Origin of the sequence: Stenotrophomonas nitritireducens (assembly GCF_001431425.1) — a bacterium.
In the GTDB taxonomy this organism is placed as follows: Bacteria; Pseudomonadota; Gammaproteobacteria; order Xanthomonadales; family Xanthomonadaceae; genus Stenotrophomonas; species Stenotrophomonas nitritireducens.
Genome location: NZ_LDJG01000018.1, coordinates 1 through 16586 on the forward strand (window position 1 = coordinate 1; position 16586 = coordinate 16586).

A 16586-nucleotide genomic window follows, 5' to 3' on the forward strand; every position below is an offset into this window, starting at 1 on the left:
CGAGGCCGGCGTGGTGATCGGCACGCTGCCGACCGGGCCGCGCAATGCCATCACCGACGTGGCCGGGGTCGGCGTCGGCCATGCGACCTTGAACGAGGGCACGCGCCTGCATACCGGCGTCACCGCGATCCTGCCGCATGCCGGCAACCTGTACCGGCAGCGGGTGCCGGCGGCGATCGTCGTCGGCAACGGCTACGGCAAGCTGGCCGGCATCACCCAGGTGCAGGAGCTGGGCGAACTGGAGACGCCGATCCTGCTGACCGGGACGTTGAGCACCTGGAAGGTCGCCGACGCGACGGTGGACTGGCTGCTGCGCCAGCCGGGCATGGAACAGGTGCGTTCGATCAATCCCGTTGTCGGTGAGACCAACGACGGCTACCTCAGCGACATCCGCGCCCGGCCGGTGACGCCGGCGCTGGTGGAGCGCGCCCTGGCCTCGCCGTCCTATGCCGACGTGGAGGAAGGCGATGTCGGTGCCGGCGCCGGCACGGTCGCCTTCGGCTGGAAGGGCGGCATCGGCACCAGTTCGCGGCACCTGTCCGCAGCCGATGGCGGCTACACGGTCGGGGTGCTGGTGCAGAGCAATTTCGGCGGCGAACTCACCATCGCCGGCGTGCCGGTCTGGAAGGCGCTGCCGGACCCGGCGGCGTACGCGCGCAGCCTGGCAGTGCCGCCGCCGAGCACCGGCGACGGCAGCATCATGATGGTGGTCGCCACCGATGCGCCGCTGGACGCGGCGCAGCTGCAGCGGCTGGCGAAGCGGGCGCTGGTCGGGTTGGCGCGTACCGGCTCGGTGATGTCCAACGGTTCGGGCGACTACGTCATCGCCTTCTCCACGGCGAAGGAGAACCGGCGCGATCCGGAGGTGGCGGTGCAGCCGGCGCGCAGTGTCGCCGGCGAGGCCATGTCGCCGCTGTTCCAGGCCGCCGCCGAGGCGACCGAGGAAGCCATCGTCAATTCGCTGTTCCGCGCCCATACCGTGCAGGGTCATCGCGGCACCGCGGCCGCGCTGCCGCTGGAGCCGGTGCTGGAAGCGGTACGGCGGGCGAAGGCGGCGGTGCCGGCTTCGCACTGACGGCACGCTTTCCAGCGCGCAGCGGCACCCCATGCCGCATGGCCGCGACGGTGCCGCTGTCGTCGCGCTCACCCCGAACGATGGAGAACCCATGCACGCACTGATCGCCGCCTTGCCGCACTGGCGCCGGCTCCCGTTTGCGGCCGCGCTGGTGGCCTTCGTCCTCGCCTTGCCCTGCGTGGCGCCGGCCGTCGCCGCGCCCGCGCCGCCGTCGGCCGATGGCCTGCAACGGGAGCTCGACCGGCTCATCGCCCCATTCGACGGCAAGGTCGGCGCCTATGTGCTGGACCTGCGCAGCGGCCGCAGCGCGCAGGTGAACGGTGGAAGCGGTTTTCCGATGGCCAGCACGGTCAAGGTGCCGGTCGCCGTACACATCCTCGCCCTGGTCGACGAGGGCCGGCTCGACCTGCGGCAGCAGGTCCTGCTGCAGGCGGCGGACATCTACCCGGCGATGGGCGGGCCGATGGACATCCATCTGAGCGCGGGTTCGGCCATCACCGTGCGCGACCTGCTGCACATGATGTTGACCGTCAGCGACAACAATGCAACCGACATCCTGATCCGCCTCGGCGGCGGTCCGGCCGCGGTGGACGCGCGCATGCGCGCGCTGGGCATCGGCGGCATCCGCGTGGACCGCTACATCTGGGAGATGCTCGCGCACTACATGGGCGAGCTCGAGGTGTCGGCCGACCGGCCGATCAGCCATGAGGCCTATGCGGTTCTCGACGCGACCGTGCGGAGCGTCGAGGAACAACGGCGCTTCACCCGCCTGTACAACCAGGACCCGCGCGATACCAGCACGCCGGCGGGCATGGCCGAACTGTTGCGGCGCATCTGGGAGGGCAGGGCATTGCGCCCCGATACCACCGCCGTGCTCAAGGCGATCCTGCTGGACTGCCGCACCGGGCAGGGGCGGCTGAAGGGCATGCTGCCCGAGGCCACGCCGGTCGCGCACAAGACCGGCACGGTGGACGAGGTGATCAACGACGTGGGCGTGATCACGCTGCCGGGCGGCAGGGGCGAGATGGTGGTGGCGGTGTATCTCGTCTCCGGCGCCGGCGACCAGACCAGGGACCGGATGATCGCGCAGGTCGCGCGCGCCGCCCACGATTACTTCGTGTTCGTTCCGTAAGGGCCGGAGCGCGGCCGCGACGGTTCAGTTCAGCAGCCGCGCCAGCTGCGTGCGGTTGGCGACGTTCAACTTGCGGAAGATGGAGCTGATCTGGGACTCGATGGTCTTGCGCGAGCGGCACAGGCGCTCGGCGATGGCTTCGTTGCGCAGTCCCGAGGCGACCAGGCCGGCAACCTTGCGCTCGCTGGGCGAGAGGCACTGCAGCACGGGCAGGGCGCGTGCGGAGGGCGCTTCGGCCGCTTCATCGGCGTCGCCGTCGGGCGCGAGGATCAGCAGGTGCTGCGCATGGCGGAAGGAATTGCCGGGCGCCGAACTGATCTCCACCCGCAGGGCCTCCCCCGCGCGCTGCGGGTGCGCGATGGCGAAGCTGGTCCGTTGCCCGGGCGCGGTGGCCACGCCGGTGGCGTCTTCCATCCAGCGGCGCAGCGGCGCTTCGATCGCGCGCGGCAGGCGCCCGCTGCGTTCCGTATCGGTACTCCAGCGCCGGCAGATGCGCTTGGCTTCGCGCGACATGTAGGACGGCGCCAGCGCCTGGTCCACCAGCACCGCGGCCAGCGGCAGTTCGTACAGCAGGTCCTCCACCGCCTTGTGCCGCAGGCGGTCGGATTCGAGCATGCGCACGCGCTGCAGGCTGGCGTCCAGCAAGGGATACAGTTCGGCCAGGAAGGCCAGTTCGGCGTCGGCCAGTTCGGTGTGCGCGGTGAGGATGCGGATGCTCAGCACCGCTTCCAGCCGCGTGCCGTCCCAGAATGCCAGGTGGATGAACTCGCGCCAGGCCGGCGCGGGGTTCTGCGCCCGGAGCCGTTCCGGCGCAAGCGCATCCTGCGAGGCGATCTGCGAGAACGTGTACCAGCGGATCCGCGGGTTCGCGTCCAGATAGGGCGCGGCCACTTCCAGGCTGGTGACCAGGCGGGTCCCGTCGTCGCCGGTGCCGGCCAGGTGATGGCGGCCCTGCAGCGGCTGGTAGCCGTCGATGTCGAACAGCAGGCTGCAGGAATGGCAGGGCAGCGCCTTGTTGATCAGCGCCGCACAGGCCTGCCACAGCGAGGCCATGTCGAGCGCTTTCACCAACGCCGCGCGTTCGACGGCCAGTCCGTCCGCATGGGCGGATGCGCGGGTGGCATCGAACATCAACATGGCATCTCCCGGGAACTGCGGACATCGCGGCGGCGGCATCGCGCGCAGGCATGCGGCGAACGGCGTTCATGGCTATGTAACAGCGGCCCACCGCGCTGGCAAGTGGCGGAGGAGGTGGACGCCGGCGCGATGGATGGCGGTCGGACGCGGCGGGGAATATCCGGGTTTTTCCCGATTCGCGGCGGCGCGCGATATGGTCGAATGGCAAGGGTCATATCGAGCTCGGGCAAAGGTGGCAGCCATGCGATACACGAATGAACGGCGGCACGCAGGAAGGGAGGCGAAGCCATGAGCGCAGCGCCCGGCAGGGTGGTCCTGCACATGCCTTACCTGTTGTTCCTGGGCGAGGAGACCAATCCGCTGAAGGCCAAGACCGCCTTCGGCCTGCGCGACTGGAGCGCGCCGGACTGCATCGGCCAGACACGATTGCCCGGCGGTGGCATCGACCTCGGCCTGCCGGAGATGGACCCCGCCGCCGCGGCTGCGGCCGGCGCGCGTTCGCTGGTGATCGGCGTCACCCCGGTCGGCGGACGCATTCCCGCACATTGGGGGCCATTGCTGATCGCCGCGGTCGAAGCGGGCCTGGACATCGTCAGCGGGCTGCACACGCCGCTGGAATTGGTGCCTGGCCTCGCGTCGGCGGCTGCGCATTCGGGCGCGCGGCTGGTGGACGTGCGCCGTCCGCCGGACAACCTGCCGCGCGCCACCGGCAAGCGGCGCAGCGGCAAGCGCGTGGCCATGGTCGGCACCGACTGCGCGCTGGGCAAGAAATACACCGCGCTGGCGCTGGCGCGGGCGATGCGCGGGCAGGGCGTGGACGCCGATTTCCGCGCCACCGGCCAGACCGGGATCATGATCGCCGGCGCCGGCATCGCGGTGGATGCGGTGATCGCCGATTTCATCGCCGGCGCCGCCGAATGCATCTCGCCGGAAGCCGCTCCCGAGCACTGGGATCTCATCGAAGGGCAGGGGTCGTTGTTCCATCCGGCCTATGCCGGCGTCACCCTCGGCCTGCTGCACGGCTCGCAGGCCGATGGCCTGATCCTGTGCCACGACCCGCTGCGCACGCATCTGGTCAGCTGGCCGGATTACCCGGTGCCGGGCCTGGCGGTGGCGCGCGACCTGTACCTGCAGGCGGCGCGGCTGACCAATCCCGGCGCGCGCCTGGTCGGAGTGAGCCTGAACACCTCGGCGATGGACGATGCCGCCGCGCAGGAAGCGCTGGAACGCGCCGGGCGCGAGCTCGGCGTGCCTGCCTTCGACCCGATGCGCAGCCGCCTGGACCAGGTGGTCGCCTCGATCATGGGATGAGGCGACGACGATGCGTACGCTGCACGCCAGGCCGCATGCCTGGAAACTGAGGGAACCGTTCGCCATCGCCCGCGGCGTGCGGAGCGAGGCGCGCGTGGTCATCGTCGAACTGCACGAGGATGGCCTGGTCGGCCGCGGCGAGGCCGGCGGCATCGCCTACCAGGGCGAGACACCGGAAAGCATGCTCGCGCAGATCGAGCAGGTGCGCGCGGAAATGGAGCGGGGCTGCGACCGCCACGACCTGCTGCGGCTGCTGCCTGCCGGCGGCGCGCGACATGCGCTGGACGCGGCGCTGTGGGATCTGGAAGCCCGGCGCAGCGGCGTGCCGGCGTGGACACGCGCGGGCATCGGCCAATGGCAGCCGGTCGACAGCGCGGTGACCATCGGCATCCGCGACGTCGCCGCCTACGAAGCCACCGCGCGCGCGCATGCCGACTACCCGTGGCTCAAGGTGAAGGTTGGCAAGGGCTCGCCGCTGGACGCGGTGGCCGCGGTGCGCCGCGGCGCGCCGCGGGCGCGGTTGATCGTCGATGCCAACCAGTCGTGGAGCGTGGACGAACTGCGGGCTTACGTACCTGCCCTGCAGCCGTTCGGCGTGGACCTGCTCGAGCAGCCGGTAGCGGTGGCGCACAGCGACGGACTGCGCGGCTACGACGGCGCGATTCCGGTCTGCGCCGACGAAGCGCTGTCCACGCTGGACGATCTCCCGGGACTGGTCGGCCGCTACCAGTTCGTCAACATCAAGCTGGACAAGACCGGCGGCCTGACCGCCGCGCTGGAGCTGGCCGCGGCGGCACGCGCGGCGGGTTTCCGGCTCATGGTGGGCTGCATGCTGGGCGGTTCGGTGTCGGTCGCACCGGGCATGGTGCTGGCGCAGCTGTGCGAAGTCTGCGACCTGGACGGCCCCTGGCTGCAGGCCGAGGACTGGCCGGGCGGAATCGTCTACCAGCGCGGGCGCATGTCGATGCCGGAACCGGCGCTCTGGGGTTGAGCGCGCGTTGAGCGCAACCACCAGGCCGGTCGCGGCATGACCGCGGCCGGCCTTCCGCATGCGGCTTCAGTCCTGCGCGCTTGACCAGTCGACGGCCGGGTAGTCGCCCGGCCCCATGAACGCGCGCAGTACCTGCTTGTAGGCGGCCGGCCCGTTCTCGCTGTTGGTGAACAGCACCAGGCTCTCGCCGCTGGCCGGGTCGAGCATGAACAGCGCCTTGAAGCCGGGGTTGTCGCCCCAGTGCCAGACCAGTTGCCTGCCGTCGGCGTCCTGCAGGCCGACGCCGAGTCCCCAGGCGATGAACGGGTCGGCCGGGCTGGGCGAGGCCGGATCGTCGGCATCGCTGGAGGGCGCGAACATCAGCGCGTGCGTGGCCGGCTTCAGTCCTTCGCCGCGATACAACGCCTTCTGGATGAAATTGTCGTAGTCGTGGGCATTGGTGACCAGCGTCCACGCCGTGTTCTCCCAGGCGAACACACGGTCCGGTTCGGGCGTGCCGTCCTTGTCGTGGCCGGACGCGTTGCGCGCGTCGAAGGCGTGGTCGGTGAGGTAACTGCTGCTGGGCATGTCGAACCGCGAGAACACCTCGCGCGCGGCAAGCGCGTTCCAGCTCGACCCGGTGATGTGTTCGAGGGTGCGCTGCAGCAGGTAGAAGCCCTCGCCGGAATAGGCGTAGTGCTCGCCGGGCGCGAATCTGCTTTCCAGCGGCGTGCGGTCGATCGCCGGATCCGACGGCGATATCTGCCAGTTGCGCAGTCCGCTGGTGTGGTTGAGCACCATGCGCGCGGTGATCCTGCGCGCCAGCGGGTTGTCCCGGGTTCTTGCCGAATGCCAGTAATCCCACAGCGGTGTGTCCAGGTCGAGTTTCCCTTCATCGACCAGGTGCAGCGCGATGTAGGCGCCGACGACCTTGGACAGCGAGGCTGCCTGGAAAACCGTATCGCCGCCTACCTTCGCCGCCGCGCCGCTTTTCAGTACGCCATGGCAATACGCCTCGGAGATTCCCCCGCGCGTATGGATCAACTGCGCGCCGGGAATGGCGTGGGCGCGCATCGCCGCATCGAATGCTTCGCGCCTGGCCAGCGCATCGCCGGTTCCGGCCGATGCGGCCATGCCGCAGCCGCGACTGGCGGCGGGCGCCGGAGCAGAGGGCTGCGCGTGTGCGTCTGCGATGGAGAACAGCGCGAGCGCCAGAACGGTCGCGCGAGGTACCTGGATCTTCATCTTTTCCCCGGTCTGTTCGAAAAGGTGGTGACTGCCGTGCATCGCGGCGCCTGCGGGCGCGGAGCGATCGGAAAGCGCGGTACGCAGGGCGCCATGGACGGATTCCGCAATGCTGTCATGCATGCCGGCCGCGGCAACCATACCGCATCCGCGAGCGCATCAAGGCGGTTTGAAGATGCTTTTTTCAAGCTGTTTTTCATTGTTTCCGATGCGACCGGCCGATGCCTGCGAAAGTCGCTTCCGCGTGCGAAGAATCGGGGTTTCTCCCGATGCGCGGCCGGCCGGGCAGCGCCTAGGATCGATGGCACGTTCCGGGAAAACGCGGCCCGCAGGCTCGCCGCGACGGCTGCCGCCGTGCGACCGGAACCTTCCGGGTCGGGCATGGCATCCGGCGTTGCCAGGTGCAGCGCCGACAACCGCGTCCGTGCCCGGAAGCAGGACAGGAGCGTCCTGCGCCACATATCGCCATCGCCGCAACGCCACCCAGCCGATCCACGCCGAGCAACCGGGGAGACGAACCATGATGTCCAGCCGCCACCAACAACCGCAGCGCCGTCGCCTGGGAGTGGCGATCCTCATGGTCCTGGCGATGCCCGCCGCGGCATTGGCCGCCGGCACCGCGCATGCCCAGGAGGCGACGCCGGCCGCGACCCGCGAGGGCGGCGAAAGCACCGATGCCGCCCGCACTCTGGACAAGGTCGAGGTCACCGGCTCGCGCATCAAGCGCGCCGAAGTCGAAGGCCCGTCGCCGGTGGTGGTGATCACCGGCGAGGACATCAAGAAGCAGGGCTACAGCACGGTGGCCGAAGCGTTGCAGACCCTGACCCAGTTCAACGGCGATGTCGTCGGCGGCGAGTTCAACGCCAGCTCTACCCAACCCGATGCCTCGTTCCTCAACCTGCGCGGACTGGGCGTCGGCTACCAGCTGATCCTGCTCAACGGCAAGCGCATGACCGAGTACGCGGCCAGTTCGGGCGCCGCATCCACCGGCGTGAGCGTGGGCAGCATTCCGGCGGTGGTGGTCGAGCGCATCGAGGTGCTCAACGGCGGCGCGTCGGCCATCTATGGTTCCGACGCCGTCGCCGGCGTGGTCAACATCGTCACCCGCGACAACTGGGAGGGGAACCACCTGCGCGTGCGCGGCGGGACCACGACGCGCGGCGGCGGCGATACCGGCCAGTTCCAGTTCAGCGGCGGCAAGGCGTGGGACCGCGGCAGCGTCACCTATGCGTTCGAACAGCTCAACCGCGAGCCGATCTTCTCCTGGCAGCGCGGCAACATCATCCGCACCGGCATGAACGCGCCGGGCAATGCCGGTACCGATCGCCCCACCTTCGGGCTGGACACCGCGTTGATGGATGCCGGCTACAACGACTATTACTGGCTGGGCAAGGACGGCCGCCTGCTCTACGCCGGCGACGTCGATCCGGCGACCGCCGCGACGGCGCTGGAACATACCTGCCGCAACATGGGGCGCAACTATTTCCCGATGTACGGCTCATCCAGCGCCGCGCTGCCCAATGCCTGCGGCAACGCCAACTATTACGACGGCGATACGCTGGCCAACAAGCACGACAAGACGTCGGCCTACGTGTCGGGCCACTTCCGTTTCAGCGACGACGTGGAGGGGTACGGGCAACTGCTGGTGCAGCGCTCCCGCAGCGAGGCCGCGCACCGCACCAGCATGTACCTGTACAACGCCGGCAGCGCCTACGACGTGGAGATCGGCCAGTTCGAGTACTGGCGCGCGCTCGATCCCAACGACATCGGCGGCGCGCCGATGCGGGTATGGGAGGAGACCACGATCAGCGCCAACGCCGGCGTGCGCGGCACGATCGGCGACCGCTTCGACTGGGATGCCAGCGTGAGCCTGTCGCGCGACGAGATGAAGAGCAGCTGGAAGCAGCTGATCACCGACCGCGTCCATCGCTACCTGTTCGGCGAGGCGTTGGGCGAGGTCGACGGCGCACCGCTGTACCGGATCGATCCGGCGGTGCTGTTCGGGCGGGTAAGTCCCGAGCAGTACGCATCGATGGTGGACACCATCCACAACCGCAACCTGTCGCAGACCGCGCAGGCGCAGTTCGTCCTGAGTGGTTCGCTGTTCGCGCTGCCGGCCGGCGACGTGGAGATGGCCTCGGTGTTCGAAGCCTCCCATTCCAAATACGAGCTGCGGCCGGACCGGCGCAGCCTGAGCACGTACGCGGGCGCCGACAAGACCTTCAACCACACCGGCGTATCCGGCGGCGGGCCGCGCGACCGCTATGGCGCCGGTGTCGAGTTCCGCATCCCGCTGCTGCAGCGCCTGGTCGCGAACGTGGCCGGGCGCTGGGACAAATACGACGACATCTCCGACGTGGGCGACGCGACCACCTGGCAGGCCAGCCTGGAATGGCGGCCGTTCGACAGCCTGCTGCTGCGCGCCAGCCGCCAGACCAGCTTCATGGCGCCGAACATCATGTGGCTGTACGGCGAACCGGTGACCAACTATGACGACTACATCACCAACTACTACCTGTGCCGCCTCGACGGCCTGGACCTGACCACGACGGCGGGGCTGGCCCAGTGCGCCACCGATCACCACGAAAGCGCCTGGTACGTGGAAGGCGGCAACAACAGCCGCCTGCATGAAGAGACCGCGACCTCCAACGGCCTGGGCATCGTCTGGGACGTCACCGACAAACTGTCGCTCAGCGCCGATTACTGGGAAATCAAGCTCAAGGGCAAGAGCCAGTACCTGGATACCGCGACCCTGATGAGCGAGAACGCCAGCTGCCTGCTGGGGCGGCGCGTGGACGGCACCGCGGTCGATCCGAATTCGGGCGCGTGCGCGATCTACCTGGCTTATGTGCAGCGCGACGCGGCCGGTGGCGTCACCGAGTACTTCCTCGATGCGATCAACCAGGCCGGCGTGCGCACCAAGGGCGTGGATGCGAGCCTGAGGTATGCCTGGAGCTGGGGCGCGTACGGCGATTTCAGCCTCAACGCCGGCTACAGCCGGACCCTGGCCTACGACGTGCAGGTCGCGGCCGGCGACCCCTGGCAGGACTACATGGGGTGCTCCTATTCGGCGACCTACAGCTGCGGCGACCAGCCGCTGGCCTTCCGTTCCCGCACCAACTGGACCGTGGGCTGGAACCGGGACGACTGGACGGCCAGTGTCTATGGCTACCGCAACGGGGCGCGGGTGAACTACCAGGCCAGCGCCAAGCTGCCATCCTATGTGCAGTGGAATGCGGGCCTGTCGAAGAAGATCACCGACAACGTGCGCCTGGGCGTGGACGTGACCAACCTGTTCGACCGCTATGGACCGAAGGACGCGAGCATGACCTGGTACCCGTTCTACCAGAACATCTACGGCATCCAGGGCCGCGCGGTCTACGTGAATCTGGACATCGATTTCTGATCCGGCGGCGCCGGCCCCGATAGTGCGTTGGCGGGCGGCATCCATGACGCCCGCCGGGGCCGGGTCCGGCATGCCTGCCGGTGCCGCGCTGGATCGTTCCGGCAGCCGCCACTGCACCGAGCAAGAGGCGGCGTTCCCTGTGACGCCACTGCGCCGCGTGGCTAGAATCGGGCCCACGAAGGGCCGGATGCCCGGGCGGAGAGCGAGATGAAAGCAGGCAGGTGGGGAGTTCTGCTGGTCCTGGCGATGTGGGCGGCGCACGCCGGGGCTGCGGTGGATATCGGGCAGTTCATCCGCAAGGACGAATTCAACGAAATCAAGATATCGCCGACCGGCGAGTACTACGCGGCGACCGTGCCGCTGGAGGACAGGACCGCGCTGGTGATCTTCACGCGCGATGGTCTCAAGTCGACCGGCATGTTCAAGCCGATGGCCAATGCGCACGTGAATGGTTTCGAGTGGGTGAACGACCAGCGCGTGCTCATCAGCATTGCCCAGAAATTCGGCATGCTCGACCAGCCGCAGCCGACGGGAGAGATCTATGCGATCAATGCCGACGGCGGCCAGGTCGATCTGCTGGTCGGTTTCCGCGTGCAGGGCAATGGTGCCGGTACCCGCATCCAGCCGAAGAAGGTCGAGGATGTTGCGGCCTTCCTGATCGATGTACTGCCCGGCGATGACCGCAACGCGGTGATCGCGGTGTGGCCGCTGATGGGGGACGATCCCTTCACCAGGGCCGAAAGGCTGGATGTGCGCAGTGGCCGTCGGATCACGCTGGCGCGCGCGCCGGTGCGGCGCGCGAGTTTCGTCACCGATGCCGATGGCGAGGTCAGGCTGGCGTATGGCGCCAATGTGGACAACGTCGAAAAGCTCTATTACCGGGATGCGACGGGTGCCGACTGGCGCCTGGTGAATGATCCGGCCAGCAGCGGCAGGGTCGAGATTCCCCTGGGGTTCTCGCAGGACAACCGGCTCGCCTACCTGCGGGTCCGGGGCGAGGACTCGGGCACCGACCGCATCGTCGCCTGGGACCCGGCAAGCAACGCGCGTACGACCATGCTGCACCACGCCGGTGCCGATCCATTGACGATCATCCATCGCAACGGCACGTCGATTCCGGTGGGCGCGCAGGTAATGGATGGCCGGCATCGCAACCTGTTCTTCGATGACGATTCGCCGGAAGCCCGCCAATACCGCAGTCTGGAGGCGGCCTTCCCCGACCAGTCCGTCCGCATCACGTCCAGCACCCGTGACGGGAAACTGCTGCTGATCCGGGTGTGGTCGGGCAACAGCCCGGGAGATTTCTACCTGTTCGACACGGAACAGAAGAAAGTGGCCCATGTGGTGAGCAGCGGCAGCTGGATAGACCCGGACAAGGCGGCCAATGTCGAACCGTTCACCTTCAAGGCCCGTGACGGACTGGCCGTCCATGGCTATCTGACCCGGCCGCGTGGCGTGGCCGGAGCGCTGCCGATGGTGGTGATGCCGCACGGCGGGCCTTTCGGCATCTTCGATGCGTGGCAATACGACAGCGATGCGCAGATGCTGGCGGCCGCCGGCTATGCCGTCATGCAGGTCAACTACCGCGGGTCGGGCAACTACGGCCTGGCATTCCAGAAGGCGGGCGCCCGGCAGTGGGGCGGCACCATGCAGGACGACCTGACCGATGCCACGCGATGGGCGATCGAGCAGGGTCACGCGGACCGGGCGAAGATCTGCATCTATGGCGCCAGTTATGGGGCTTATGCGGCGCTGATGGGGGTGGCGAAGGAGCCGTCGCTGTATCGCTGCGCGGCCGGCTATGTCGGTGTCTACGACCTGCCGATGATGCAGCGCGAGACGGGCCGCAAGCGCCGCAGCCTCGGGAACTGGTCCAGGGACTGGGTGGGCGATGACATGGCGGCCCTGGCGGCCGTTTCACCCAACCGCATGGCGGAACGGATCAAGGTCCCGGTGTTCCTCGCGGCGGGCGGGGAGGACGAGGTCGCGCCTGTCGAACATACCCGGATGATGGAGGCGGCCTTGAAAAAGGCCGGCGTCCCGGTCGAGTCGCTTTACTACGACACCGAGGGCCACGGCTTCTATACCGAGCCACACCAGCGCGAGTACTACGGCAAGTTGTTGACGTTCCTTTCCCGGCACCTGGGCGGCGACACCGCGAAGTAGGCCCGATACACCGGCTGCAGGAAAAACAACGGCGCCTCGCGGCGCCGTTGTCGTCTCCGCCATGGCGCGCGCTCAACGCACCCCGTGCATCATCCGCTTGAGCAGTGGCGAGGCGAGCAGGGCGAGCACGGCGCAGCCCAGGCCGATCCACATCAGCAGCCAGAACAGGTGCTCGTAGCGGGCCGCGGCCTGGGCGATGTCCATCACCTCGCCTTCGGGCACGTCGATGGCGGCGAGCTTGCCGAACAGGGCGGCCAGGGTCTCGGAGAAGGCGGTGGCCAGGAACCAGGTGCCCATCATCAGGCTGACCACGCGCGGCGCGGCGAGCTGGGTGACCGCCGACAGGCCCACCGGCGACAGGCACATCTCGCCGATCTCCAGGACCAGGTAGGCCAGTACCAGCCACCACACGCTGGCCATCTGCCCGGTGGCGCCGACGTGCTGCGCGGCCAGCGCCAGCGGTACGAACGACAGCGCGCCGAACACCAGCCCGAACGAGGACTTCAGCGGCTTGGACGGATCCAGCCCGCGCTTGTCCAGCCATGCCCACAGCGCGGCGAACAACGGCGCCAGCAGTACCAGGAACAACGCGCCGAGGTAGGTCAGCGAACCGGCGGTCTGCGGCAGCACCAGGCAGTCGCGCACCAGCATCGCCAGCATCGCCGCGACGATGACGGCGAACAGCACGCGCGGCGCATTGGAGGCAGGGTCGCGTTCGGACAGGCGCGCGGCGACCACGAAACCCAGCGGCGCCAGCAGCAGCGAGGCGATCGACCACGGCAGCGGCGTGCCGTCGCGGATCACCAGCGACGGCACCAGGTCCTTGGTCAGCAGGCGGTCGGTGAAGGTGACCCACGAACCATAGGTCTGCTCGTACAGGGTGAAGAACACCAGCGCCATGAAGATCAGCGCCATCAGCGCGATCATCTGCTGGCGCTGCACCGGCGTGCAGCGGGTGCCGGTGAACCAGGCGAACCACAGCAGCACCCCGCCCAGCACCACGACCATCAGCATCAGCGCCAGGCTGATTTCGCCGCCCAGGGCGAAGGCGCCGTTGGCCGCGGCCCACATCAGCGCCGCCACCGGCAGCACGCAGGCGATGGCGATGGCATAGATCAGCCATTCGCGCGGCAGCCCGGCCACGCGCTCGCGCAGCGTCGCCGGCTGCGGCGGTTCGGCGTGGCCCTGCAGGTATTTCTGGCCCCACAGGAACATCGCCAGCCCGACCAGCATGCCGATGCCGGCGGCGCCGAAGCCGTACTTCCAGCCATAGGCTTCGCCGAGGAAACCGCAGACCAGCGAGGCGAACAGCGCGCCGAGGTTGATGCCGGCGTAAAACAGCGAGAAGCCCGAGTCGCGGCGTGGGTCGTTCTCCGGATAGAGCTTGCCGACGATGGTGGAGATGTTGGGCTTGAGGAAGCCCACGCCCATGATGATCAGCGCCAGCGACAGGTAGGTCGCGCCCAGCGCGGTGTCGTCGCGCACCACCTCGCCGCCGGCATGGTGCGCGGCGTGGCCCTCGAAAGCCATGCCCAGATGGCCCAGCACCAGCAGGATGCCGCCGAACACCACGGCCTTGCGCATGCCCAGCCAGCGGTCGGCGAGCAGGCCGCCGAACACCGGTACGCAATACACCAGCCCGCCATAGGCACCCAGCAGGTCCAGACCGGCCTTGTCGCCGAACAGGTGGTACTTGGTCAGGTACAACAGCAGCAGCGCCTTCATCCCGTAGAAGGAAAAACGCTCCCACATCTCGGTGAAGAAGCAGACATAGACGCCCTTGGGGTGGCCGAGGAAGTCGCTGGACGGGGAGGCGGGAGTGGCGTGCATCGGGGAGCCGGCGGCGGAATCGGTGGGAAGTATAGGAGCCGGGTGCGGCGCGGGGCGCCGATCCGCGGCCATCCACCCGCCGAAGCGCATTCCAGTGCGCGAACCGGCATTACCGGCAAAGCCCCACTGCGCATCGCGGTGCGCTCCTGCGGTTTGGCGCGCTGCCCGCCGCCGGCCGCATGCTGCGGCACGACTGGACTTGCCGTTAAGCGGACGTTAGCGTGACAGCGTTTTTTGCCAGCGGGAAACCTTCCATGAACAATGCTGCACCTCCGCAGCTCACCTTCCGCGCGGTGGTCCTCGCCATCGTGCTGGCGGTCGTGCTGTCCGCCGCCAACGCCTATCTGGGCCTGTTCGCCGGCCTGACGGTGGCCACGGCCATTCCCGCCGCCGTCGTCTCGATGGGCGTGCTGCGCCTGCTCGGCGGCGGCACCATCCTGGAGAACAACATCGTCCAGACCGGCGCCTCGGCCGGCTCGTCGATCGCCGCGGGCGTGATCTTCACCATCCCGGCGCTGATCCTGATGGGCTACTGGCCGGACTTCAAATACTGGTGGGTGCTGGGCATCGCCGGCCTCGGCGGCCTGCTGGGCGTGCTGTTCTCGGTGCCGCTGCGGCGCTCGATGATCGTCGAGGACCCGCTGCCGTTCCCCGAGGGCAAGGCCGCGGCCGAAGTGCTCAAGGCCGGCGAGAACCCCGGTCCGGGGCTGAAGATCCTCGGCGTTTCCGCCGCCATCGGCGGCATGGTCAAGCTGGCGGCCGCCAACGGCCTCAAGGTCATTCCCGACAGCTGGGCGATCGCCGGCTATTTCGCCAACAACAAGGTGATCGGCTACCTCGGTACCGGCCTGTCGCCGGCGCTGCTGGGCGTGGGCTACATCGTCGGCCTGAACGTCGGCATCGTGGTGCTGTCCGGTGCGATCCTGTCCTGGCACATCGCCATCCCGCTTTACAACGCCCTGTTCCTGGGCAGCGACCCGCAGCTGGCCGCCGGCATCGCCGGCGCGCCGGCAGCCGACGCGGCCTTCGCCATCTGGTCGTCCAAGATCCGCTTCCTCGGCGTCGGCGCGATGCTGGTGGGCGGGGTATGGACCCTGTTTTCGCTGCGCAAGTCGCTGCTGGCCGGCATCAAGAGCGGCTTCGCGGCCGCGCGCAAGAGCGCCGGCGCCACGCAGCTGGCCGAGACCGAGCGCGACCTGCCGATGAAGTGGATGCTGGTGGCGCTGGTGCTGTTCGTGCTGCCGCTGCTGGCCCTGTACCAGGCCATCGTCGGCCAGTGGCACGTCAGCGTGCCGATGACGATCATCATGATCGTGGCCGGCTTCCTGTTCGTTTCGGTGTCCGGCTACCTGGCCGGCCTGGTCGGCTCGTCCAACAACCCGGTCTCGGGCATCACCATCGCCACCATCCTGTTCGCCTCGGTGGTGCTGCTGATGCTGCTGGGCGAGGGCGGCAAGGTGCAGGTCGGCGGCGCGCCGCTGGGCGCGGTGGCGGCGATCATGATCGGCGCGGTGGTGTGCTGCGCGGCCGCGGTCGGCGGCGACAACCTGCAGGATCTCAAGACCGGCTACCTGGTCGGCGCCACGCCGTGGAAGCAGCAGCTGATGCTGGGCATCGGCGCGTTCTCCTGCGCCCTGATCATGGCGCCGGTGCTGAACCTGCTGCAGGAGGCCTATGGCATCGGTTCCAAGACCCTGCCGGCGCCGCAGGCCAACCTGATGGCCTCGGTGGCCAAGGGCCTGTTCGGCGGCGAACTGCCCTGGACCATGATCATCATCGGCGGCGTCATCGGCGCGGTGGTGATCGCCATCGACGGCTGGCTGAAGAAGACCGGCAAGCGCTTCCGCGTGCCGGTGCTGGCCGCGGCCATCGGCATCTACCTGCCGCTGGAGCTGATGGTGCCGATCTTCCTCGGCGGCCTGCTGGCGCATCTGGTCGCGCGCTTCCACAAGGTGCGCGCCGACGACGAGGCCGCGCTGGACCGCGTGCATCGCCCCGGCGTACTGTTCTCGGCCGGCCTGATCACCGGCGAGGCGCTGATGGGCATCGCCATCGCCCTGCCCATCGTCATCACCCAGAACCCGGACGCGCTGGCGCTGCCGCTCAGCCTGGGCGCCTCGGCGCAGTGGGTGGGCCTGGCGGTGCTGTTCCTGGTCGGCTGGCTGCTGTACCGGGTCGGCAAGAAGGGCGAACAGGCCGCTCCGGCCCAGGGCTGATCCCGGCCCGGCCCGCGTTTCCACGCGCAAAGCCCCGCTCCGGCGGGGCTTTGCTTTTGCAGGCGGCAGGCGCGGGCATGACTTCAAGCCTTTGCACG

General features: G+C 68.8%; 10 protein-coding genes. 7 read left to right on the plus strand and 3 right to left on the minus strand.

Translation table 11 applies throughout. The features are described 5' to 3' along the window. Both ABB22_RS12160 and bla read left to right on the plus strand, forming a co-directional pair. The coding region (locus ABB22_RS12160; RefSeq protein ID WP_057505256.1) for a DmpA family aminopeptidase at positions 1-1075 on the plus strand (1075 nt) is incomplete at its 5' end. A gap of 91 nt (positions 1076-1166) precedes the next feature. Next, positions 1167-2207 (plus strand): class A beta-lactamase, encoded by a 1041-nt coding sequence (gene bla / locus ABB22_RS12165; protein ID WP_161809366.1) that lies wholly within the window; start codon positions 1167-1169, stop codon positions 2205-2207. Between the two features lie 24 nt (positions 2208-2231). Here the strand turns inward: bla and ABB22_RS18220 are convergent, their stop codons facing one another. Beyond that, positions 2232-3344: a helix-turn-helix transcriptional regulator gene (locus ABB22_RS18220; RefSeq protein WP_057505258.1), complete on the minus strand. Its 1113-nt coding sequence runs from the start codon at positions 3342-3344 to the stop codon at positions 2232-2234. A 288-nt stretch (positions 3345-3632) separates the two neighbouring features. Here ABB22_RS18220 and ABB22_RS12175 point away from each other — a divergent pair, with 288 nt between their 5' ends. Further along, a complete protein-coding gene (locus ABB22_RS12175; RefSeq protein ID WP_200911361.1) occupies positions 3633-4655 on the plus strand; it encodes an N-acetyltransferase DgcN family protein in 1023 nt (340 codons plus the stop codon). Between the two features lie 10 nt (positions 4656-4665). Further along, entirely contained in the window at positions 4666-5646 is a 981-nt protein-coding gene (dgcA, locus tag ABB22_RS12180) for an N-acetyl-D-Glu racemase DgcA (RefSeq protein ID WP_055768083.1), read from the plus strand. Positions 5647-5712: 66 nt separating this feature from the next. Here the strand turns inward: dgcA and ABB22_RS12185 are convergent, their stop codons facing one another. Further along, positions 5713-6870 (minus strand): serine hydrolase domain-containing protein, encoded by a 1158-nt coding sequence (locus ABB22_RS12185; protein ID WP_161809367.1) that lies wholly within the window; start codon positions 6868-6870, stop codon positions 5713-5715. 520 nt (positions 6871-7390) lie between these two features. Here ABB22_RS12185 and ABB22_RS12190 point away from each other — a divergent pair. Continuing rightward, positions 7391-10276 carry a TonB-dependent receptor plug domain-containing protein gene (locus tag ABB22_RS12190; RefSeq protein WP_161809368.1) on the plus strand — a complete coding sequence of 962 codons (2886 nt, stop codon included), beginning with the start codon at positions 7391-7393 and terminating at the stop codon, positions 10274-10276. Positions 10277-10522: 246 nt separating this feature from the next. Continuing rightward, entirely contained in the window at positions 10523-12442 is a 1920-nt protein-coding gene (locus tag ABB22_RS12195) for an alpha/beta hydrolase family protein (protein ID WP_235504275.1), read from the plus strand. 72 nt (positions 12443-12514) lie between these two features. Here the strand turns inward: ABB22_RS12195 and ABB22_RS12200 are convergent, their stop codons facing one another. Continuing rightward, positions 12515-14272, minus strand: a complete 1758-nt coding sequence (locus ABB22_RS12200; protein WP_055768093.1) for a peptide MFS transporter — start codon at positions 14270-14272, stop codon at positions 12515-12517. A gap of 254 nt (positions 14273-14526) precedes the next feature. Here ABB22_RS12200 and ABB22_RS12205 point away from each other — a divergent pair, with 254 nt between their 5' ends. After that, positions 14527-16488, plus strand: a complete 1962-nt coding sequence (locus tag ABB22_RS12205) for an OPT family oligopeptide transporter (RefSeq protein ID WP_055768098.1) — start codon at positions 14527-14529, stop codon at positions 16486-16488. Positions 16489-16586: the final 98 nt, after the last annotated feature.

Excerpts from the sequence above, each read along its gene's own strand:
- ABB22_RS12205 (WP_055768098.1), top strand. The coding sequence starts at position 14,527 with ATGAACAATGCTGCACCTCCGCAGCTCACCTTCCGCGCGGTGGTCCTC.
- ABB22_RS18220 (WP_057505258.1), bottom strand. The coding sequence starts at position 3,344 with ATGTTGATGTTCGATGCCACCCGCGCATCCGCCCATGCGGACGGACTG.
- bla (WP_161809366.1), top strand. The coding sequence starts at position 1,167 with ATGCACGCACTGATCGCCGCCTTGCCGCACTGGCGCCGGCTCCCGTTT.
- ABB22_RS12195 (WP_235504275.1), top strand. The coding sequence starts at position 10,523 with ATGTGGGCGGCGCACGCCGGGGCTGCGGTGGATATCGGGCAGTTCATC.
- ABB22_RS12175 (WP_200911361.1), top strand. The coding sequence starts at position 3,633 with ATGAGCGCAGCGCCCGGCAGGGTGGTCCTGCACATGCCTTACCTGTTG.
- ABB22_RS12190 (WP_161809368.1), top strand. The coding sequence starts at position 7,391 with ATGATGTCCAGCCGCCACCAACAACCGCAGCGCCGTCGCCTGGGAGTG.
- ABB22_RS12185 (WP_161809367.1), bottom strand. The coding sequence starts at position 6,870 with ATGAAGATCCAGGTACCTCGCGCGACCGTTCTGGCGCTCGCGCTGTTC.
- ABB22_RS12200 (WP_055768093.1), bottom strand. The coding sequence starts at position 14,272 with ATGCACGCCACTCCCGCCTCCCCGTCCAGCGACTTCCTCGGCCACCCC.
- dgcA (WP_055768083.1), top strand. The coding sequence starts at position 4,666 with ATGCGTACGCTGCACGCCAGGCCGCATGCCTGGAAACTGAGGGAACCG.